Source organism: Stutzerimonas stutzeri (genome assembly GCF_000219605.1).
Taxonomy (GTDB): Bacteria; Pseudomonadota; Gammaproteobacteria; order Pseudomonadales; family Pseudomonadaceae; genus Stutzerimonas; species Stutzerimonas stutzeri.
Genome location: NC_015740.1, coordinates 880,942 through 900,925 on the forward strand (window position 1 = coordinate 880,942; position 19,984 = coordinate 900,925).

Below are 19,984 nucleotides of genomic sequence, written 5' to 3' on the forward strand. Positions count from 1 at the left end.
ACAGGGTGTCTGGTGCCGGTGTCTGCGCCATCGTGCTCGCCGCCGGGCAGGGCAGCCGTTACCGCGCGGCCGGTGGTGCGGACAAGCTGCTGGCGCCGAGCCTCAGCGATGCGCCGGCGCCGCCGGTGCTCGCCGCCACGCTGGCGAACCTGCGCGGCGTCGCCGAGCGGCTGCTGGTGGTGACCCGCGCCGACAATGGTCCGCTGCACGACTGGCTTCGCGCCCATGCCGAGGACTGCGAGCGGCTGCTGGTGGAGACCCGTGGCCTCGGTCATAGCCTGGCCCAGGCGGTCGCCCATGCACCGGCGGCCCACGGCTGGCTGGTGGCGCTGGGCGACATGCCCTATGTCCAGCCAGCGACCCTGCGGGCCATCGTCGCGGCGATCGACCACGACAATCTGGTGGTGCCTGTCCATCAGGGGCGGCCCGGCCATCCGCGCGGGATTGGTGGCGCTCATCGCGAACGGTTGCTGCAGCTCGATGGCGATCGCGGTGCCCAGGCGCTGTTCGCCCGGCATGCCGTGCAGCAGCTGGAGGTGGACGACCCTGGCGTGTTGCAGGACATCGACCACCCGGACGATCGCCGGCGGTGCTGATCCGATAAGCCTGCACGGCGATGCTCCGGCCCCTGCTCAGGGAGCGGAACGATTTCGGCGCCACGCCAGTCGTACCCCAAGACGCACGGACAGCGCACACCAATGCCCAAACCGTGAGGCTGCCATGAGCGAACATTCTTCAGCTGCAGGCCAGACCTGCACCATCAGCCTGGAGCTGAACGGCGAACGCCGTGAGCTCCAGGTGCAACCCTGGACCACCTTGCTCGACCTGCTGCGCGACCAGCTCGGCCTGACCGGCACCAAGAAAGGCTGCGATCACGGCCAGTGCGGCGCCTGCACGGTGCTGCTCGACGGGCGGCGCATCAACAGTTGCCTGACCCTGGCGGTGATGCACGACGGCGCGCGTCTGACCACCATCGAGGGCCTGGCCAGCACCGAGGCGCTGCACCCGCTGCAGGCCGCCTTCGTCAAGCACGATGCCTTCCAGTGTGGTTATTGCACGCCGGGGCAGATCTGCTCGGCGGCCGGGCTCGCGGCCGAGCACCGCGCCAGCAGCCGCGACGAGATCCGCGAACACATGAGCGGCAACCTCTGCCGCTGCGGCGCCTATCCGAACATCCTCGCCGCCATCGAGGAGGCACTGCCGGTGCTACGTGGCCAGGAGGGTGCGCAATGACGCCGTTCAGCTACCAGCGCCCCGAACGTATCGACCAGGCCATCGCCCTGCACGGGCCGGACAGCCGCTATATCGCCGGTGGCACCAACCTGCTCGACCTGATGAAGGAAAACGTGCTGCATCCGGGCCAGCTGATCGACATCAACGGCCTGCCGCTGCGTGAGATCGAACAGACAGCCGAGGGTGGCCTGCGCATCGGTGCGCTGGTGAGCAACGCCGACCTGGCCTGGCACCCGCAGATCGAGCAGCGCTACCCGCTGCTGAGCAAGGCCATTCTTGCCGGGGCATCGCCCCAGCTGCGCAACATGGCCAGCACCGGCGGTAATCTGCTGCAGCGCACCCGCTGCTACTACTTCTATGACACCGCCACCCCGTGCAACAAGCGCGAGCCAGGGTCCGGCTGCGGCGCACACGACGGGCGCAACCGCATCCACGCCATCCTCGGTGCCAGCGAGGCGTGCGTCGCCGTGCATCCCTCGGACATGTGCGTCGCGCTGGCGGCGCTGGACGCGCGGGTGCACATCGAAGGGCCGCATGGCCAGCGGCGCGTCGACCTGGTGGACTTTCACCGCCTGCCCGGCGACCAGCCGCAGCTGGACAACGTGCTCACCGAAGGCGAGCTGATCACCGCCGTCGAACTGCCGGTGGAGGGCTTCGCCAGCCACTGCGCCTACCTCAAGGTGCGTGACCGCGCGTCCTACGCTTTCGCGCTGGTCTCCGTTGCCGCCGCGCTGGAGGTCGATGGCGACGTCATCCGTCGCGCACGCATCGCCCTGGGCGGCGTGGCCCACAAGCCCTGGCGCCTGGAGGAAGCCGAAGACCTGCTCAGTGGTCAGCGCGCCGAGCCGGCGAGGTTCGCCGCGGCGGCCGATCGCCTGCTGCAAGGCGCGCAACCGCTTGCCGACAATGCCTTCAAGATCGACCTGGCCCATCGCGCCATCGTGCGCGCGCTCACCGAAGCCGCCGGAGGAACCGTCCGATGAACAGCGCCAACTCTCCACTCGGCAAGCCCCTGGATCGCGTCGACGGCCCGCTCAAGGTCACCGGCAAGGCCTGTTATGCCGCCGAAGCCGAGGTGCCGGGGCTGCTCTACGGCGCGGTGGTCTCGAGCCGCATCGCCCGTGGCCGAGTCACGCGCATCGACGCCGCCGCGGCCGAGGCACTGCCCGGCGTGCGCCTGGTGCTGACCCATCAGAACCGACCGCCGGTGGCCAGCTACGACAAGCCCTACGAGGACGATGATGCCGCCGAAGGCTCGCCGTTCCGCCCGCTGTACAACGACCGCGTGCTCTACAGCGGCCAGCCTCTGGCGCTGGTGGTGGCCGAGACCCAGGCCCTGGCGCGCCATGCGGCGAGCCTGGTGCGAGTCGAATACGAAGTCGAGGCGCACCAGACCGATCTGCAGGCCGTGCGCGACCAGGCCCACGATGCGCCTGCCGAGCTGCCCGAGCCGCGCGGTGATTTCGACTCGGCGTTCGCGGCGGCGGCAAATCGCATCGACCGTGAGTACGAGACCCCGGTGGAACACCACAACCCCATGGAGCCGCATGCTTCCATCGTCCAGTACCAGCCGGGCGGGGAGCTGCTGATCCACGACAAGACCCAGGGCGTGCAGAACTGCCAGCGCTACCTGGAGCAGGTGTTCGACATGGAGGGCAAGATCCGCGTGCTGTCGCCCTTCGTCGGCGGTGCCTTCGGCTCCGGCCTGCGCCCGCAGTACCAGCTGCCGCTGGCGGTGATGGCCGCGCTCAAGCTCAAGGCTTCGGTGCGCGTCGAGCTGACCCGCCAGCAGATGTTCACCTTCGGCTATCGCCCACGCACCGTCCAGCAGCTCAAGCTGGCGGCCGATGGTGACGGGCGGCTGCAGGCCATCGAGCACAGGGCCATCGGCCAGACCTCGCGCTTCGAGGACTTCACCGAACACGAGGTGGAGTGGTCCGGCATGCTCTACGCCTGCGACAACGTGCGCCTCGGCTACCGTCTGGCGCCGCTGGACGTCTATACCCCGCTGGACATGCGCGCCCCGGGGGCGACCATTGGCGTCTATGCGCTGGAGTGCGCGATGGACGAGCTGGCTTATGAAGTCGGTATCGATCCGCTGGAGCTGCGCTTGCGCAACTACACCGAGACCAACGGCAACGAGGGCAAGCGCTATTCCAGCAAGGAACTGCGTGCCTGCTACCAGCAGGGTGCCGAGCGTTTCGGCTGGTCGCGGCGCCCGGCGCAGCCACGCAGTCTGCGCGACGGCCATCAACTGGTCGGCATGGGCATGGCCACCGGTGTCTGGGAGGCGATGCAGATGCCGGCCTCCGCTCGCGCCTGTCTCGACGCGGACGGAAGGCTGCTGGTAACCAGCGCCACCGCCGACATCGGCACCGGCACCTACACCGCGATGACCCAGATCGCCGCCGACGCGATGGGCCTGCCGATGAGCGAGGTGGAATTCCGTCTGGGTGATTCCAGCCTGCCGCAGGCGCCGCTGGAAGGCGGGTCGGCCACCGTGTCCTCGGTCGGTAGTGCGGTGCAGCGCGCCTGCGCCGGCCTGCGGCAGAAGCTGCTGGACGCCGTGCAGCAGTCGCCGGCCTCGCCGTTCACCGGGGCGAGTCTGGACGCGGTGGAGTTCGTCGATGGGCAGCTGCGGCTGAAAACCGGCGAACATGCCGTGGCGCTGCGCGACATCGTCCAGGTCAGCGGCGCGCTGGACGCCGAAGCCAGCGTCAAGCCCGACGAGAAGCGCGACGCCTGGGCGACCGCGACCCATTCGGCGGTGTTCGTCGAAGTGCGCGTCGACGAGGACCTTGGCACCATCAAGGTCAGCCGCGTGGTCAGTGCGATCGCCGCCGGACGAATCGTCAACCCGAAGACGGCCGGCAACCAGATCGTCGGCGGCGTGGTCTGGGGCATCGGCCAGGCGCTGCACGAGGAGACGCTGATCGACCACCGGCTCGGCCGCTACATGAACCACAACCTCGCCGAGTACCACATCCCGGTGAACGCGGACATTCCGGAGGTCGAGGTGATCTTCGTCGAGGAACACGACGAGGTGGTCAACGAGCTCGGGTCGAAGGGAGTAGGGGAGATCGGTATCGTCGGTGTGGCGGCGGCGGTGGCCAATGCGATCTACAACGCGACCGGCAGGCGGGTAAGGGACCTGCCGATTACCCTGGATAAACTGCTGTAGTCGCCGGCGCGCTGGGTGGGCTTCGGCCCGCCGTTGCGGCTGAGGAAGATGGAGCCGCTGATGGTCCCCGCGCTGCGGCGTGGTGGACCGCGCCGTTTTGACGCTACGCGGTCGGAGGGGTTTGAGTCCGTTTTGCCTGTAGGTTTTCGGTCGCGATCTTTCTTCGCTTTTTCTGGCGCGCGTGGGCATGCGACTTCACGTGCCCCTGCATCAAACCTTCAATACCCGCCTGAGCAGGAACTGCCTCACCGGCACCACCGCTCGCTCCTGCGCCAGCACGCACACCACGATGCACAATCCCAGATACAGCGGATAGAAGGCCGGCGTCAGCGCCAGTTCCCCCGCCTGAGCCACGCAATCGGCCCAGTCCTCGAGGCATTCGGCCGACACCGCCCCGAGCAGCTTCTCCGAGCGCGAGAAGAGGATGAACACCGGCACATGCAGCACGAACAGCGGCAACGAGGCCGCTCCCAGGCGCTGTGACCAGCCGACCACTGCGGCACTGCGTGGCGTGGCGATCAGCGCGCAGAGCCAGACCAGCGCCAGTTGCGCCGGCAGCAGCAGGCCGTTGTGCAACAGGAAATACCAGTAGCGTTCGCCCTTGAGCAGCCACACCGTGGCCAGAAAGCTCGCCAGCACGAAGGCCCCCAGTGCCAGCCGTGCTGCGATGCCGAGTTGCCCGCCGGCCGCTCGCCATTCGCGGAACAGCCCGCAGAGCAGAATGCCGGCGAGAAATTCCGGCAGCCGCAGCAGCGGCATGCGGTGCAGCATGCCGGTGACGGGAATGCCGTAGGCATCCTGCTGGATCGCCCACAGCGGCGGCAGCAGGTAGAGCGCGGCGATTGCCAGCAGCCACCAGCCCTTGTGGCGCAGGCGCATCAGGCGCGGTGCCAGCAGCGGGAAGCACAGGTAGAAGAAGAACAGCGTGGAGATCGACCACAGCGGCGGGTTGAACGTCAGGTACAGCGGGTTCCAGGCATGCAGCATCAGCAGCTGCAGAATGAAGTTGAACGCCAGCTCGCGGTTGTTCATGAAGTACTCGAGGGCGTCGCGGGCCTCGCCGCTGAGCTCCTCGTTGGTGTCGTAGACCACATAGCGCAGGCTCGCCTTGGCGTCGTCCGGCGGAATGCCTAGCTTGGCGATGATGGTCAGCACGATGGCCGTCAGCAGCAGCGAGAACAGGTGCAGCGGGTAGAGGTTGGCCAGGCGTTTGCCGAGGAAATGCCGCGCCGGCTCGCGCAGTTCGCCCTGCCGACAATAGACGTGCGCCAGCAGAAAGCCGGAGAGGACGAAGAAACTGCTGGTGGCGAAGAAGCCGACGCCGGCCAGCTCCGAGAGCCAGGTCGGCTCGTCCTCGACGTAGGCGTGCACGGTATGGAACAGCACGACATAGATGGCCAGCAGAAAGCGCAGCCACTCCAGTCCGATGAAATGTTCGGTGCGCGCCACTGCTCCACTCCTGCGTCGGTTGATAGTCATCGGACTCGCATCGACGCCAGCGGTTGCGCTGCACCGGTAATCGGGACCCGGCGCACGCCCGCCAGCGCCGGTGGTCGGATAGGTGGGAAATGCACCATTCGATCCGGAGGCCCATGTTGTTGCCCGCCCAGCTTCGTTCACCGTTCGCCGCTCTGTGTCTGCTGCTGATCACGCTGTCGCTCGCCCAGCGCGCCGTGGCGCAGGACAGCATCGAATGGAGCGGCCCGTTCCTGGCCCGCCTGGCGCAGGTGGACAGGCAGACACCGGGGCAACTGGGCGTCTACGTCAAGGACATGCAGACCGGCATCTCGGTCTCCTACCACGGCGAGGACGCCTGGTACCTGGCCTCGACGGTCAAGGTGCCGATTGCCATCGCGGTGATGCGCCGTGTCGAGCAGGACGACTTGACGTTGGACAGCCCGGTGACCCTGCTTGCCAGCGACTATGTCGACGGTGCCGGCCCGACCAACAGCCATGCGCCGGGCAAGGCGCTGAGCGTGCGCTATCTGCTGGACCAGATGCTGATCCACAGCGACAACACCGCCAGCGACATGCTGATCAGGCTGGTCGGCATCGACCAGGTCAATGCGGTTACCCGCGAGCTGGTGCCCGAGGGTTTCGGGCCGATCACCACCCTGGCCGATGTGCGACGGCTGATCTATGGCGAACTGCATCCGGCGGCGCGCACCCTGTCCGGTAAGGATTTTCTCGCCCTCAAGCGGCAGCCGAACGACGCCGGCCGCCTGGCCTTGCTGCCGCGGCTGATCGGCGTGGAGCGCAGCGCGCTGGTGCCCATCAGCCTCGGCGAGGCCTACGAGCGTTACTACGCCACGCCGTTCAACTCCGGCACGCTGAAGGCCTATGGCGATCTGCTCTCGGCACTCGATGCCGGCACCGCGCTGGGGCCGGCGAGCACCGAGTACCTGCTGAGCGTGATGCGCCGGGTCGAGACCGGCGGGCGGCGAATCAAGGCTGGCCTGCCGTCCGGCACCGGGTTCGCGCACAAGACCGGCACCCAGCGCGCGCGCATCTGCGATGCCGGGCTGGTGGACCAGCCAGGCGCGGCGGACTCGACGTCCCAGCGCCTGATCATTGTCGCCTGCGTGCGCGGGGTGGCCTCCACCACCCAGGCCGAGCGGGCATTGCGTGGCACCGGCGAGGCCGTCGCCGCAACGGGGTTGATTCGAAGATGAGCAGATTGATCGCGTTGGGCGCACTGCTGGTGCCACTGGCCGGCCTGACGGCCTGCACCGAACAGGCCGAGGCGACCTGGAAGGATGGGCTGGAGCAGGAGCTGCGCCGCGTCGACGAGGCGTCGCCAGGCAAGCTCGGCGTGTACATCAAGCATCTGGGCGAGGACGCCGAGCTGCGCTACGACGCCGAGCGCTTCTGGTACCTCGGCTCGGCAGTGAAGGTGCCGATCGCGCTGGCCGTGCTGCAGGGCGTCGACGATGACGAGTTTCGCCTCGATCAGCGGCTGACGCTGGAGGCGGAGGACAAGGTGGACGGCTCCGGCGATCTGGTCTGGCAGGACAATGGCGTCGATTACTCGCTGCGCGACCTGCTCAAGGAAATGCTCATCGAAAGCGACAACACGGCCGCCAACATGCTGATCCGCCTGGTCGGCGAGGATGCGCTCAACCAGCGCACCCGCAAGAGCATGGGCGGTGACTTCGAGGCCATCACCAGCTTTACCCAGGTGCGGCGCGACGTATACGGCGAGGTACATCCCGATGCCGCCCGGCTGGACAACATGCAGCTGGTGGAGCTGGCCTCAGCGCCGTTCAGCAAGCCGCGTTATGAGGCGCTGGCGCGGGTACTCAATCTGCGGCAGGACGAGTTGAAGGCGGCAAGCATGGAGCAGGCCTACGAGCGCTACTACGCCCGCCAGCTCAACTCCAGCAGCCTGGTGGCCTACGGCACGATGCTGGAAAAACTGGTGCGCGGGGAGTTGCTGTCGGCCGAGAGCCGCGATCTGCTGTACGGCTTCATGAAGCTCGATTCCTATGACAACTACCGGCTCGAGGCCGGGCTGCCGGAGGACGTGCCCTTCATCCAGAAGACCGGCACGCAGCTGGAGCGCGCCTGCCATGTGGGCGTGATCGAGCCGCAGGACGAGCGCCGTGCGATCGTCGTGGTGGCCTGCGCCGAAGGCCTGGACGAAGGCAAGGAAGCCGGCAGCCTGTTCGAACAGGTCGGCCAGGCGATCAGCAAGGCGTTGCTGAGCGAGGCGCCGCCGAACTGAGCCGCGCCTGCAGCAAGGCAAGCCCGGCAGTTGGTCATTCGTTGGCGTTGCCGGTCGGCAGCAAACCTCGTTCGGCGAATACCGTCTTGACGGTGTGCATGCCATTGAGTGCCGCCGGGAAGCCCGCATAAACCGCCATCTGAATGACCACTTCGACGATCTGCTCCGGCGTGCAGCCGACATTCAGCGCGCCGTGAACGTGCACCGCCAGCTGCGGTTGGCAGTGGCCGAGCGCGGTGAGCGCCGCCACGGTCGCCAGCTCGCGCTGGGGGAGGTCCAGGCCGGGGCGCTGATAGATGTCGCCGAAGGGAAACTCGATCACGTAGCGGGCCAGGTCCGGTGCGATGGCTTGCAGGCTGTCGATGACCTTGCGCCCGGCTTCGCCGTCAATTTCTTCGAGCTTGGCCAGGCCGTTTGTGTAGCGGGTCGATGCAGACATGGAGCGTTCCTCTTGATGGGTAAGGGCCGTACGCGGCCGCGCAGGCCCGGCCCGCGGGTTGCGCGGCAAATGGCGCCAAGCGGCGTTGCGGGACTTGGCAAGGGAACCCCATTACCTGCGTCCCGCGCCTGCGGAACGCCGCCCGGCCATGGCACCATTTGGTGCAGCAACGCGGCTTGCGACGAAACGGGAACAGACCCTAGAGGAAAGCCTGCGGGTTGGAGTCAGCTCCAGGTCAAGCGGAAGTTTGCTGGCGATACAGGGCGATCTTCGCGCGCAACGCGTCGAGATGATCATGGTCGCGCTGGATGCGTTCCTGCAGCCGGGCCGCATGTTCTTCGAGCAGCGCCTGGCGCGCCGCCAGCGTGGTATCGCCGCATTCGCGCAGTTCGGCATAGCGGATGATGTCGTCCAGCGCCATTCCGGTGTCTTTCAGGCGCAGGATGAAGCCGATCCACTCCAGGTCGCGTGGGCCATAGACGCGAAAACCGCTGGCATCCCGAGCGACCTGCCGCAGCAGGCCGATCTTCTCGTAATAGCGCAGCGTGTCGGCGGACAGCCCGGTACGTGCGGCGAACTGCTGGATGCTCAGGCGGACCGGCACCTCGTTCATGCCTTGATCGACCGCAGAACGACGAATTTCGGCGTGGCGGCGACCTGCTCGGCATTGCCGAACAGACGCTTGAGCTTGAGGTGATAGCCGAGGTGGCGATTGCCGACGATCCACAGCTCGCCGCCCTTGGTCAGTGCCGCCTTGGCCTGGGTGAACATGCGCCAGGCGAGGAAATCACCGACCACCTGCTGCTGGTGGAACGGCGGATTGCACAGTACCAGATCCAGCGAGCCGGGCGGTTGCTCGGCCAGGCCGTCGCCGGCGCGGATATCGGCCGGGCGCTCGCCGAGGATCGCCTGCCAGTTCTCGCGCGCCGACTGCACCGCCATGTAGCTCTCGTCCACCAGGGTCAGCTCCGCCTGCGGGTTACCCAGCGCGTAGACGATGCCGAGCACGCCGTTGCCGCAGCCGAGGTCGGCGACACGTAGCGCGCCGAGCGCCTTGGGCAGATGCGGCAGAAAGGCACGCGTGCCGATGTCCAGCCCTTCGCGACAGAACAGGTTGGCGTGGTTTAGCAGTTCCAGTTTTGGCTGGTCGAGCTGATAACGGGTCGGGTAGGGCGACCGCGGTACCGGTTTCGCGCTTGGCGTGGCGCTGAGCAGGCGGGCCTTCTTTACCGCCAGCGAAGCCTGCACCGGGCCGATGTACTGCTCCAGCAGATCGCCGGCGGCACGCGGCAGGTGCTTGATCATCGCCGCCGCGATCACCTGCGCGCCGGGCGCCAGCTGGTCGTGCAGACGGATCAGCTGTTCTTCCAGCAGGGCTAGGGTCTTCGGTACGCGAATCAGCACCCGGTCGAACGGGCCCTCGGCGACCTCGCTGGCGGGAACGAAACGCACGCGTTCGGCCGGCAGGTCGTTGCGTGCCAGGTTTTTCTGCAGGGCCAGATGGGCCAGATGCGAATCGCCGCTGCTGGTCACTTCGACATGCGCGGCCAGCGCGCAGGCTAGCGCACCGAAGCTGTCATTGAGAATTAGCACCCGCGTGGCGGCCGGCAGACGCTGTTCATGCAACGTGGCGAGCACGTATTCGTCGGCGGCGTCGAAGGCCTGCAACGGCTCGTTGGGCTGCTCCGGCTGGCGGATCAGGTCGAGGCTGGCGTACGGGGTGTCGAGAATAGGCATGAGAACTGGCGGTGTTTGTGGGCGTCGGAAAGGAGTATCAAGAGTTCACGGGGCGCCACGTAAGTGTCCACTGATGCTCGGAGGGAGCGAAGTATGACCGCCAGCGAAGAGAAGTTCACCCGCCAGCGCCTGCTCGAGGTGCAGACGCTGACGCCCAACCTGTTCACCCTGCGCACCAGCCGCGACCCCGGCTTTCGTTTCACCGCCGGGCAGTTCGCCCGCCTCGGCGTGCGCAAGCCCAGCGGCTGTATTGTCTGGCGTGCCTACTCCATGGTATCGGCGCCGCACGACGAGTTTCTCGATTTCTTCTCCATCGTGGTGCCGGACGGCGAATTCACCAGTGAGCTGAGCCGGCTCGAGGTGGGCGACGAGTTGCTGGTGGACAAGCAGGCCTTCGGCTTCCTGACGCTGGATCGCTTTCCCGATGGTCGTGACCTCTGGCTGCTGGCCACCGGCACCGGGATCGCCCCGTTTCTGTCGATCCTGCAGGACTTCGAGGCCTGGCAGCGCTTCGAGCGCATCATTCTCGTCTACAGCGTGCGCGAAGCCCGCGAACTGGCCTATCAGCAGCTGATCGCCGAACTGCCTCAGCGCGACTACCTGGAGGGTCTCGGCGCGAAGCTGCTGTACCTGCCGGTAGTCACGCGCGAACGGGTGTCCGGCGCGCTGCATGGGCGCATCACCACGCTGATCGAGAACGGCGAACTGGAGCGCGCCGCGGATCTGCAGCTGACGCCGGAGCATTCGCGGATCATGCTCTGCGGCAACCCGCAGATGATCGAGGACACCCGTGCGGTACTGAAAGCCCGTGATCTGAACCTGGCGATGACCCGCAGGCCCGGTCAGGTGGCAGTGGAGAACTACTGGTAGTCGATTGCCGCGGGAAGCCCCGCAAAGCAAAAGCCCCCGCCGGACGATCCGACGGGGGCTTTGTCTTTCTGGCCGAGGCTTGCCGGTCGGCGCAGCCGTTACACGACGCCCTGGGCCAGCATGGCATCGGCGACCTTGACGAAGCCGGCGATGTTGGCGCCCTTGACGTAGTTGATCCGGCCGTTTTCATCGCCGTGGGCGACGCAGGCGTGGTGGATCGACTGCATGATGCCGTGCAGCTTGGTGTCCACCTCACCAGCGGTCCAGTGCAGGCGCATGGCGTTCTGGCTCATCTCCAGGCCGCTACAGGCCACACCACCGGCGTTGGAGGCCTTGCCCGGGGCATAGAGGATGCCGGCCTCGAGGAACAGGTCCACGGCTTCCAGGGTCGACGGCATGTTGGCGCCTTCGGCGACGCAGATGCAGCCGTTCTTCAGCAGCGCGCGGGCGTCTTCGCCGTCCAGCTCGTTCTGCGTGGCGCAGGGCAGGGCGATGTCGCACGGCAGGCTCCAGGGACGCTGGTCGGCCATGTAGGTCACGTCGAACTGCGTGCCCATCTCTTCCAGACGACCGCGACGGACGTTCTTCAGATCCATCAGATAGGCCCACTGCTCGTCGGTCATGCCGTCCGGGAAGTGCAGCGTGCCGCCGGAGTCCGACAGCGAGACGACGCGGCCGCCCAGCTCCATGACTTTCTGCGCGGCGTACTGCGCGACGTTACCGGAGCCGGAGATCGCCACGCGCTTGCCATCGAAGCTGCTGTGGGTGCTCTTGAGCATTTCCTCGGCGAAATACACGCAGCCGTAGCCGGTGGCTTCCGGGCGGATCAGGCTGCCGCCGTAGGGCAGGCCCTTGCCGGTCAGTACCGAGGTGAACTGGTTGGACAGGCGCTTGTACTGGCCGAACAGGAAACCGATCTCGCGGCCGCCAACGCCGATGTCTCCGGCTGGCACGTCGAGGTCGGCGCCGATGTGGCGGTACAGCTCGCTCATGAAGGACTGGCAGAAGCGCATCACTTCGTTGTCGCTCTTGCCCTTCGGGTTGAAGTCCGAACCGCCCTTGCCGCCGCCCATGGGCAGCGAGGTGAGGGAGTTCTTGAAGACCTGCTCGAAGGCGAGAAACTTGAGTACGCCGATGTTTACCGACGGGTGGAAGCGCAGGCCGCCCTTGTATGGGCCGATGGCGCTGTTCATCTGGATGCGGAAACCGCGGTTGACCTGGACGCGGCCCTGATCGTCGACCCACGGCACGCGGAAGATGATGGCGCGCTCCGGCTCCACCATGCGTTCGATGATGCCGGCCTGCATGTAGTGCGGGTGGGCTTCGAGGAATGGCCAGAGGCTGCGAACCACTTCTTCCACCGCCTGGTGGAATTCGGGTTGGTGGGGGTCGCGTTGCTTCAGTCGGGCGAGAAAGGCATCAACGGTTTCGATCATCAGTAGGCCCTCGGCGACCGCTTGTTGGCAGTCATTGATAATTTTTTTGGCGGGCGACTGTAACAAACCTGATTTGCACCGCGGAAGTGCGATGTGGCTAGAGGGTGCCTTTATGTGGTGCGCGGCGTGCGGCGCCAGCGGATGGTGATGCTTTGCGCGTATCGCTTGTCTGGTGCGCCTTTCAAGGGAGGTCGAGAAGGATTTCCCCGTCGCTGTCCTGCTTTGCGCCGAAATGTCGCATCGAACGCATCGTTTTTGTGCAGGTGGCGGGCGAAGCGGTCAGTCCGCCAGCTCGCACCGGTTGCGACCGCTGCGCTTGGCCCGCAGCAGGGCGAGATCGGCACGGTTGATGGTGTTCGAATAGGTTTCCTCGGGGCGCAGTTCGGCGATGCCCATGCTGGCGGTGACCCCGAGCAGATCCTCGTTCACCCGTACCCCCAGCGCCGCGATGCTGGCGCCCAGGCGGCGCATGACGGTCTGCGCCATCTGTGCGGTGCACTCGGGCATCAGGATCAGGAACTCCTCGCCGCCCCAACGGCCGCACAGGTCGTGCTCGCGGATCTCCGACTCCATCACCCGTACCACCTCGATCAGCACCCGGTCGCCGACATCGTGGCCGTAGTCATCGTTGATGATCTTGAAGCGGTCGATGTCGAGCATGACCAGCGCCAGCGGGCGTGCATAGCGTTTGGCCCGCTCGCTTTCCTCGCGCAGGCGTTCGGTGAGCAGGCGGCGGTTGGCGATGCCGGTCAGCGAGTCCAGCATCGAGGCTTCACGTAGCGAGGCGTTGAGATCCTGCATCATCGCCTGGTAGCGATCGGAGATGCGCGCAACCTTCTCCAGCTGGCGCAGCTGCTTGTCGAAGCGCGCCGCCAGGCTCAGTTCACGCTCGCGGGCAATGCTCTGGTAGCCGTCGGAGACGCGGGCGATTCGCTCGATGCGCCCGAGCAGATCGTGGTGGGCGCTCCACAGCTGGCTCAGGGCTTCCTTGAGTGGATGCCCTTCGAACTGTGGATCGGCGAGAAGGCTGGCTACTTCTTGCTCTAACGGTGATGGCCCGCGCATATCGACCTTCTGTCAGTCGTGACTCAGGATGGAGAACGGAAAGGTGCAGTCCTCCTTGAACTCTTCGGCCAGCTCGACCACGCGCTCGTTGCGGACGTCGTAGTACCAGTTGACCGCCACCTGGCGGCCATCCTGGAACGCGGCCTCGAGCAGGTCGAAGATGTCCATCATCGCCTTGATGCTGCTGGTATTGAGGTACAGCAGGCGCAGTTCGAGGCTGAGCGGGTGGCTGGCCTGGCCCAGGAAGCGTTCGATCCACTCGTAGACCTGATGGAACAGTTCGTAGGAATTTTCCGGATAGGAATCGCCATGCATCGAGACGATGCCTTTTTCCCAGTCGGACTGGATAGCGGGAGTGGACTGGCTGCCGGGGATGGAAAAGTCGTTCATGGGGATGCTCTTGGGATTCAGATGACGGCGCTCAGGCTGATGAAGGAAAGTTCGCCGGAGACCGGCTGCAGCGAAGCCTTGAGGGGTTCGCTGGACTTGCGGGCGATATCGATCAGGCCCAGCCCTGCGCCGGTGGCCACGTGTTCGTCGCGTGGCTTGCGCAGTTGCTCCTTGTACAGAGCCTTCAGTTCGGCTTTGTCTTTCTTCGCCAGTTCCGCGACAGCGTTGAGCAATACCTGACCGTCGGCGGTTTCGATGAGATTGCCTGCCGAGACGACATAGCGGCCCTGGTCATCACGGGAAACCACCACGGTGGCGCCGGCCTGCTGATCGGACCAGTTCTTCTCGCGGGTGTAGTGGCGGATGTTCTGCGTCATTTCGATGTACACGGCGAACACGTCCATCGCCGAAGATGGATGTGCCTGCTCTTCGGTCATGTAGTTGCGCAGCGCGTTGCCGATTTCTTCGATCAGGCTGCGTGAGATGGGGCCGTTGAAGCACAGCATGATCTGTTGCTGGTTGTAGCATTCGCGCATCGCGAACATGTCAATGGGGGCCATGGCCAACTCCCTGTCTCAATCGAAACGGAAACATAACATCGTGATGTCGTCGCGCTGCGGAAATTCTCCCTGGTAGCGCGCCAGTGCGAGGCTGAAGGCTTCGCCCTGTTCAGCCAGTGGACGCCTTGCATGCTCACGGATCATGCTGGCGAAGCGGCTATTGCCGAAGCCGTAGCCCTGGTCGCCGCCGGCCTGGTCGAGGAATCCGTCGGTGGTCATGTAGAAGGTCCGACCTGACCGCAGGTCGATACTGGTGTTGTGGTACTCGCCGACGCGCTTGTCGCCGATCGCCCGGCGTGCCGCCTTGACCTCGTGAACGTCCTCGCCATCACAGTAGTACAGCGCGATCTTCGCGCCGGAATAATGCACCTTGCGCCGCTTGAGATCGACATAGGCCAGGCCGATGTCCATGTTGGTGGCCAGCGCGTGGGCATCATCCTCTTCCTTGAGCATGCTGCGCACGATGGCGTCGGTACGCGCCAGCGCCGCGGCCGGATCGGCCAGGCCGGTGCTGCCGAGTGCCTGATCGATCGCGGCATGGGCCAGCATGGTCATCAGGGCGCCGGGTACGCCATGGCCGGCGCAGTCGACCACGCCAAACAGACAGCCGTGGTCGTCGGCGCGATAGACATAGAAGTCACCACCAACGACATCGCGCGGCCGCCACAGCACCGCATGGCGATCGCCCATGGCGCTGACCAGCTGCCGGTTCGGCAGGATCGAGCGCTGGATGAGGCTGGCGTAATCGATGGAGTCGTCGATCTTCTTGTGTGCCGCGGCCATGTCCCGGTTGGCCTGTTCCAGGTCGCGGGTGCGCTCGCGTACGCGGTTCTCCAGCTCGCTGGTGTGGCTGCGCACCTTCTGTGCCATGGCGCCGAAGGCTGCACTGAGCTCGCCGATCTCATCCTGGCGATGCAGCGGCAGCGGCGCGTCGTACTGCCCGGCCGCCAGCGCCTGGGCGCTGCGGCGTAGCTGGCGCAGCGGCTTGAGCACGCGCTTCTCCACCAGCCAGGCGCCACCGCCGATCAGCAGCAGGAACAGCACGAGGAACAGTCCGATGGCCGGCAGCAGCGGACGCACCTCGACCACCTGTGCGGTGCTCAGGTCGACGGCGCTGGCGACGAACCACTGCAGTTCCGGAATCCAGCTCAGCGCCAGCAACCGCGGGGCGCCATCCAGCGTGACCCGAACGGTCGCCACGCTGCCCGGACTGTCGCGGCTTTCGGCCATGGCCTGGCGTACCGCAGACGCAGCGCTGAGGTCGTCGAGCAGGCCGAGGATGTTGGTGGACAGCGAGCGCCCCCGTGCCGTCTCGGCATTCAGGGTGACGAGGTTCTGGTTGGGGTGGACCAGGATGGAGCCGAAGGCGTCGAGCACCATCGACTCGACACCGACCTTGTTGGACTCGATGAAGTCGTCGAGGAAAGCCTGCAGGCCGATGCCAGAGCCGACCAGCCCGAGGCGCCGATCGCCATCTCGTACCTGCACGTTGAACCAGACCTTGAGTTCGCCGGTGACCACCGAACGATCGACGTTGAGTGCGTAGGGTGCATTGGCCTGGAGCGTCTGGAAGAACCACTCGTCGCGCGGATTGTCCGGGCTCATTTCATAGCGCGGCGTCTCGCTGGGCGCCTGGTCGGGCCCGTTGGAATAGTAGCTGTTGCTGCGTGCCGACGCGGCAAAGTAGGCGTGATCGCCCAGCGCTTGCTGGTAACCGGCAGCTTCCTTGAAAAAGATCTCGCGCTTGGTCGGATTGCGCTCGTCGTTGAGCCAGGCGAGGGTCAACTGCGACGCGGCGAGGCGCTGGGCGAGTGCGAGCTCGCGAGACACCGGCGCGAACAGGCGTTCGCGGTTGAGTTGCACCACGTTGCGTGCATAGGCTTCGCCGAAGCGGTTCTGCACGCCGAGCAGCGCCTCGCGGCCGATGAAGCCTGCGAACACGAAGGCCAGCAGGCAGGTAAGCAACAAGGCCAGCAGTGATTTGCCGCGCAATCCCAGGGCTGCCATGCGAAATTCCTTCCTGTCACGAAGTCGTGGCGCGGTAGACGATTGCCGGCCGTGGGTCAGAGTGGGCGGCAATTATCCGGCATAAGGCGTTTTGCTACTAGTCGATTGTCGTGTTTCTGACGCAGGAACGGAGCCGATTGGCTCCGTTCCTGTGTGCATGCCGACTTACTGCGCCAGTTTCTTGTACTTGACGCGGTGGGGCTGGGACGCGGCATCGCCGAGGCGCTTCTTGCGATCGGCCTCGTACTCGGTGTAGTTGCCCTCGAAGAACACCACGCTGCCATCGTCCTCGTAGGAGAGGATATGAGTGGCGACCCGATCGAGGAACCAGCGGTCGTGGGAGATCACGATGGCGGCGCCGGGGAAGTCCAGCAGTGCCTCTTCCAGCGAGCGCAGGGTTTCCACGTCGAGGTCGTTGGACGGTTCGTCGAGCAGCAGCACGTTGGCACCCTGCTTGAGGGTCAGCGCCAGGTGCAGGCGGCCACGCTCACCACCGGACAGATCCTTGACGAACTTCTGCTGGTCGCCGCCCTTGAAGTTGAAGCGGCCGACGTAGCCGCGCGACGGCACCTCGTAGTTGCCGATCTTGATCATGTCGAGTCCGTCGGACACCGCTTCCCACACGGTCTTGCTGCCGTCCAGGTCGTCGCGGCTCTGATCCACGCAGGCCAGCTGCACGGTATCGCCGATCTCGATGCTGCCCGAATCCGGGGTTTCCTTGCCCATGATCATCCGGAACAGGGTCGACTTACCGGCGCCGTTACCACCGATCACGCCGACGATGGCGCCCTTGGGCATGCTGAAGCTCAAGTCGTCGATCAGCACGCGGTCGCCGTAGCCCTTGGTCACGTTCTTGAACTCGATGACCTTGTCGCCCAGGCGCGGGCCGGCCGGGATGTAGATTTCGTTGGTCTCGGCGCGCTTCTGGAATTCCTGCGACTGCATCTCCTCGAAGCGCTGCAGGCGGGCCTTGGACTTGGCCTGGCGGGCCTTGGCGCCCTTGCGCACCCACTCCAGCTCTTCCTTCATGGCTTTTTCGTGGGCCGACTGCTGCTTGGACTCCTGGGCCAGACGCTCGGACTTGGCTTCCAGCCAGCCGGAGTAGTTACCCTCGTGCGGGATGCCGGCGCCGCGGTCGAGCTCGAGAATCCAGCCGGCGACGTTGTCGAGGAAGTAGCGGTCGTGGGTGATGGCCACCACGGTGCCCGGGAAGTCATGGAGGAACCGCTCCAGCCAGGCGACCGAGTCGGCGTCCAGGTGGTTGGTCGGTTCGTCCAGCAGCAGCATGTCGGGAGCCGACAGCAGCAGACGACACAGCGCCACACGACGCTTCTCTCCGCCGGAGAGGTGCTCGACCTTGGCGTCCCACGGCGGCAGGCGCAGGGCGTCGGCGGCGACTTCCAGCTGACGCTCCAGGTTGTGACCGTCGGACGCTTGCAGGATGGCCTCCAGCTTGGCCTGCTCGGCAGCCAGGGCATCGAAATCGGCGTCCGGCTCGGCGTAGGCGGCGTACACCTGATCCAGGCGCGCCTGGGCGTCCTTGATCTGGCTGACGGCTTCTTCCACCACATCGCGAACGGTCTTGCTCGGGTCGAGCTGTGGCTCCTGTGGCAGGTAGCCGACATTGATCCCCGGCATGGCGCGGGCTTCGCCGTCGAACTCGGTGTCGACGCCGGCCATGATGCGCAGCAGGGTGGACTTACCCGCGCCGTTCAGGCCGAGCACGCCGATCTTGGCGCCAGGGAAGAACGACAGGGAAATGTTCTTGAGGATCTCACGCTTCGGCGGAACGACCTTGCTCAGCCGGTGCATGGTGTAGACGTATTGAGCCATGGAAACAGATGCCCGTGACAGTGGTGATGGATGCCGCCCTGGAGCCCGCGAGGGCCAGGAAAAAGGGAGGCATGTAAAGGGCGCAAAGCTACCCGAATGCACCGGTCAGGGCAAACCGCCGCAGCGCCGCGGCTGCGGCTCCGGGGCGCCTGCTGCTCATCTTGTACATGACTATCGCTCATACCCGCCGCCGGCCGGATGAGGTAGAATCCGCGCCTCTCTTTTATACCGCCAGCTGATCTCAGAGGACTGCCATGTTCAGCCGTGATTTGACCCTCGCCCGTTTCGACGCCGATCTCTTCGCTGCCATGCAGCAGGAAGCCAAGCGTCAGGAAGACCACATCGAGCTGATCGCCTCGGAGAACTACACCAGCCCGGCGGTGATGGAAGCCCAGGGTTCGGTGCTGACCAACAAGTACGCCGAAGGCTACCCGGGCAAGCGCTACTACGGCGGTTGCGAGTACGTCGACGTGGTCGAGCAGCTGGCCATCGATCGCGCCAAGCAGCTGTTCGGCGCCGACTACGCCAACGTCCAGCCGCACGCCGGCTCCCAGGCCAATGCCGCGGTCTACCTGGCCCTGCTCAGTGCGGGCGACACCATCCTCGGCATGAGCCTGGCCCACGGTGGTCACCTGACCCACGGTGCCAGCGTGTCCTCCTCCGGCAAGCTGTACAACGCCGTGCAGTACGGCATCAACGATCAAGGCCTGATCGACTACGACGAAGTCGAGCGCCTGGCCGTCGAGCACAAGCCGAAGATGATCGTCGCCGGTTTCTCGGCCTATTCCCAGAAGCTGGACTTTGCCCGCTTCCGCGAGATCGCCGACAAGGTCGGTGCCTATCTCTTCGTCGACATGGCTCACGTGGCCGGTCTGGTCGCCGCCGGCGTCTACCCGAACCCGGTGCCCTTCGCCGACGTGGTCACCACCACTACCCACAAGACCCTGCGCGGCCCGCGCGGCGGCCTGATCCTGGCCAAGAAGAACGAGGAGATCGAGAAGAAACTCAACTCCGCAGTCTTCCCGGGCGCCCAGGGCGGCCCGCTGGAGCACGTCATCGCGGCCAAGGCGGTGTGCTTCAAGGAAGCCCTGCAGCCCGAGTTCAAGGCTTACCAGCAGCAGGTAGTGAAAAACGCCCAGGCCATGGCCGAAGTATTCATCCAGCGCGGTTTCGACGTGGTTTCCGGCGGCACCCAGAACCACCTGTTCCTGCTCTCGCTGATCAAGCAGGACATCACTGGCAAGGACGCGGACGCCGCCCTGGGTCGCGCCCATATCACCGTGAACAAGAACAGCGTGCCGAACGATCCGCGTTCGCCGTTCGTCACTTCCGGTCTGCGTATCGGTACGCCGGCCGTCACCACCCGCGGTTTCGGCGAGACCGAGTGCCGCGAGCTGGCCGGCTGGATCTGCGACATCCTCGATAACATGGGCGACGAGTCGGTGATCGACGCGGTCCGCGGCAAGGTCGAGGCGGTCTGCGCCAAGTTCCCGGTGTACGGAAACTAAG

18 protein-coding genes are annotated in these 19,984 nt (G+C 65.8%); 8 read left to right on the forward strand and 10 right to left on the reverse strand.

The genetic code is table 11. From position 1 onward, the window contains the following. The first annotated feature begins 5 nt into the window (after positions 1–5). The 4 genes from PSTAB_RS04120 to PSTAB_RS04135 all read left to right on the forward strand — a co-directional run bounded on the left by PSTAB_RS04120 (position 6) and on the right by PSTAB_RS04135 (position 4,414). Complete coding sequence (locus tag PSTAB_RS04120) at positions 6–596, forward strand: nucleotidyltransferase family protein (protein ID WP_013981824.1); 591 nt, start codon at positions 6–8, stop codon at positions 594–596. Between the two features lie 124 nt (positions 597–720). Further along, positions 721–1,233: a (2Fe-2S)-binding protein gene (locus tag PSTAB_RS04125; protein WP_013981825.1), complete on the forward strand. Its 513-nt coding sequence runs from the start codon at positions 721–723 to the stop codon at positions 1,231–1,233. Then, positions 1,230–2,216, forward strand: coding sequence for an FAD binding domain-containing protein (locus PSTAB_RS04130; protein ID WP_013981826.1), 987 nt, complete (start codon positions 1,230–1,232; stop codon positions 2,214–2,216). The genes PSTAB_RS04125 and PSTAB_RS04130 overlap by 4 nt, the downstream gene beginning before the upstream one ends. Next, the gene (locus tag PSTAB_RS04135; protein WP_013981827.1) at positions 2,213–4,414 is read left to right on the forward strand and encodes a xanthine dehydrogenase family protein molybdopterin-binding subunit; all 2,202 of its coding nucleotides are present in this window, start codon (positions 2,213–2,215) and stop codon (positions 4,412–4,414) included. The genes PSTAB_RS04130 and PSTAB_RS04135 overlap by 4 nt, the downstream gene beginning before the upstream one ends. A 210-nt stretch (positions 4,415–4,624) precedes the next feature. On the opposite strand, the gene PSTAB_RS04140 is transcribed toward PSTAB_RS04135, so the two are convergent. Further along, on the reverse strand, positions 4,625–5,863 hold the full coding sequence (locus PSTAB_RS04140; protein WP_013981828.1) for an acyltransferase family protein: 1,239 nt from the start codon (positions 5,861–5,863) through the stop codon (positions 4,625–4,627). Between the two features lie 143 nt (positions 5,864–6,006). Here PSTAB_RS04140 and PSTAB_RS04145 point away from each other — a divergent pair, with 143 nt between their 5' ends. Then, positions 6,007–7,086 (forward strand): serine hydrolase, encoded by a 1,080-nt coding sequence (locus PSTAB_RS04145; RefSeq protein WP_013981829.1) that lies wholly within the window; start codon positions 6,007–6,009, stop codon positions 7,084–7,086. Next, positions 7,083–8,138, forward strand: a complete 1,056-nt coding sequence (locus PSTAB_RS04150) for a serine hydrolase (RefSeq protein WP_170934285.1) — start codon at positions 7,083–7,085, stop codon at positions 8,136–8,138. Before PSTAB_RS04145 ends, PSTAB_RS04150 begins: the two co-directional genes overlap by 4 nt. A 34-nt stretch (positions 8,139–8,172) precedes the next feature. Here the strand turns inward: PSTAB_RS04150 and PSTAB_RS04155 are convergent, their stop codons facing one another. From PSTAB_RS04155 to PSTAB_RS04165, 3 genes are all read right to left on the reverse strand, one after another. Then, positions 8,173–8,577 (reverse strand): carboxymuconolactone decarboxylase family protein, encoded by a 405-nt coding sequence (locus PSTAB_RS04155; protein ID WP_013981831.1) that lies wholly within the window; start codon positions 8,575–8,577, stop codon positions 8,173–8,175. 235 nt (positions 8,578–8,812) lie between these two features. Then, entirely contained in the window at positions 8,813–9,190 is a 378-nt protein-coding gene (locus tag PSTAB_RS04160) for a MerR family transcriptional regulator (protein WP_013981832.1), read from the reverse strand. Then, positions 9,187–10,314 (reverse strand): methyltransferase, encoded by a 1,128-nt coding sequence (locus PSTAB_RS04165; protein ID WP_013981833.1) that lies wholly within the window; start codon positions 10,312–10,314, stop codon positions 9,187–9,189. The genes PSTAB_RS04160 and PSTAB_RS04165 overlap by 4 nt, the downstream gene beginning before the upstream one ends. Positions 10,315–10,407: 93 nt before the next feature. Between PSTAB_RS04165 and PSTAB_RS04170 the strand changes: the two genes are divergently transcribed. After that, positions 10,408–11,184: a ferredoxin--NADP reductase gene (locus tag PSTAB_RS04170; protein WP_013981834.1), complete on the forward strand. Its 777-nt coding sequence runs from the start codon at positions 10,408–10,410 to the stop codon at positions 11,182–11,184. 98 nt (positions 11,185–11,282) lie between these two features. Here PSTAB_RS04170 and gdhA read toward each other — a convergent pair whose 3' ends face one another. The 6 genes from gdhA to ettA all read right to left on the reverse strand — a co-directional run bounded on the left by gdhA (position 11,283) and on the right by ettA (position 18,475). Then, positions 11,283–12,620, reverse strand: coding sequence for an NADP-specific glutamate dehydrogenase (gene gdhA / locus PSTAB_RS04175; protein ID WP_013981835.1), 1,338 nt, complete (start codon positions 12,618–12,620; stop codon positions 11,283–11,285). A gap of 279 nt (positions 12,621–12,899) precedes the next feature. After that, entirely contained in the window at positions 12,900–13,685 is a 786-nt protein-coding gene (gene siaD, locus PSTAB_RS04180; RefSeq protein WP_013981836.1) for a biofilm regulation diguanylate cyclase SiaD, read from the reverse strand. Positions 13,686–13,697: 12 nt separating this feature from the next. Continuing rightward, positions 13,698–14,075 carry a biofilm regulation phosphoprotein SiaC gene (gene siaC, locus PSTAB_RS04185; RefSeq protein ID WP_013981837.1) on the reverse strand — a complete coding sequence of 126 codons (378 nt, stop codon included), beginning with the start codon at positions 14,073–14,075 and terminating at the stop codon, positions 13,698–13,700. A gap of 17 nt (positions 14,076–14,092) precedes the next feature. Next, complete coding sequence (gene siaB / locus PSTAB_RS04190) at positions 14,093–14,635, reverse strand: biofilm regulation protein kinase SiaB (RefSeq protein ID WP_013981838.1); 543 nt, start codon at positions 14,633–14,635, stop codon at positions 14,093–14,095. 15 nt (positions 14,636–14,650) lie between these two features. Further along, positions 14,651–16,642: a biofilm regulation protein phosphatase SiaA gene (gene siaA / locus PSTAB_RS04195; RefSeq protein ID WP_013981839.1), complete on the reverse strand. Its 1,992-nt coding sequence runs from the start codon at positions 16,640–16,642 to the stop codon at positions 14,651–14,653. 165 nt (positions 16,643–16,807) lie between these two features. Next, a complete protein-coding gene (gene ettA / locus PSTAB_RS04200; protein ID WP_013981840.1) occupies positions 16,808–18,475 on the reverse strand; it encodes an energy-dependent translational throttle protein EttA in 1,668 nt (555 codons plus the stop codon). Between the two features lie 254 nt (positions 18,476–18,729). On the opposite strand from ettA, the gene glyA reads away from it, so the two are divergent. After that, on the forward strand, positions 18,730–19,983 hold the full coding sequence (glyA, locus tag PSTAB_RS04205) for a serine hydroxymethyltransferase (protein ID WP_013981842.1): 1,254 nt from the start codon (positions 18,730–18,732) through the stop codon (positions 19,981–19,983). The last annotated feature ends 1 nt before the right edge of the window (position 19,984 follow it).

Bases quoted from the DNA above. Each gene is read 5' to 3' on its own strand.
- gdhA (WP_013981835.1), bottom strand. From the start codon at position 12,620: ATGATCGAAACCGTTGATGCCTTTCTCGCCCGACTGAAGCAACGCGAC.
- PSTAB_RS04165 (WP_013981833.1), bottom strand. From the start codon at position 10,314: ATGCCTATTCTCGACACCCCGTACGCCAGCCTCGACCTGATCCGCCAG.
- PSTAB_RS04130 (WP_013981826.1), top strand. From the start codon at position 1,230: ATGACGCCGTTCAGCTACCAGCGCCCCGAACGTATCGACCAGGCCATC.
- PSTAB_RS04150 (WP_170934285.1), top strand. From the start codon at position 7,083: ATGAGCAGATTGATCGCGTTGGGCGCACTGCTGGTGCCACTGGCCGGC.
- siaD (WP_013981836.1), bottom strand. From the start codon at position 13,685: ATGCGCGGGCCATCACCGTTAGAGCAAGAAGTAGCCAGCCTTCTCGCC.
- PSTAB_RS04125 (WP_013981825.1), top strand. From the start codon at position 721: ATGAGCGAACATTCTTCAGCTGCAGGCCAGACCTGCACCATCAGCCTG.
- PSTAB_RS04145 (WP_013981829.1), top strand. From the start codon at position 6,007: ATGTTGTTGCCCGCCCAGCTTCGTTCACCGTTCGCCGCTCTGTGTCTG.
- PSTAB_RS04160 (WP_013981832.1), bottom strand. From the start codon at position 9,190: ATGAACGAGGTGCCGGTCCGCCTGAGCATCCAGCAGTTCGCCGCACGT.
- siaA (WP_013981839.1), bottom strand. From the start codon at position 16,642: ATGGCAGCCCTGGGATTGCGCGGCAAATCACTGCTGGCCTTGTTGCTT.
- siaB (WP_013981838.1), bottom strand. From the start codon at position 14,635: ATGGCCCCCATTGACATGTTCGCGATGCGCGAATGCTACAACCAGCAA.
- ettA (WP_013981840.1), bottom strand. From the start codon at position 18,475: ATGGCTCAATACGTCTACACCATGCACCGGCTGAGCAAGGTCGTTCCG.
- PSTAB_RS04135 (WP_013981827.1), top strand. From the start codon at position 2,213: ATGAACAGCGCCAACTCTCCACTCGGCAAGCCCCTGGATCGCGTCGAC.
- siaC (WP_013981837.1), bottom strand. From the start codon at position 14,075: ATGAACGACTTTTCCATCCCCGGCAGCCAGTCCACTCCCGCTATCCAG.
- glyA (WP_013981842.1), top strand. From the start codon at position 18,730: ATGTTCAGCCGTGATTTGACCCTCGCCCGTTTCGACGCCGATCTCTTC.
- PSTAB_RS04155 (WP_013981831.1), bottom strand. From the start codon at position 8,577: ATGTCTGCATCGACCCGCTACACAAACGGCCTGGCCAAGCTCGAAGAA.
- PSTAB_RS04170 (WP_013981834.1), top strand. From the start codon at position 10,408: ATGACCGCCAGCGAAGAGAAGTTCACCCGCCAGCGCCTGCTCGAGGTG.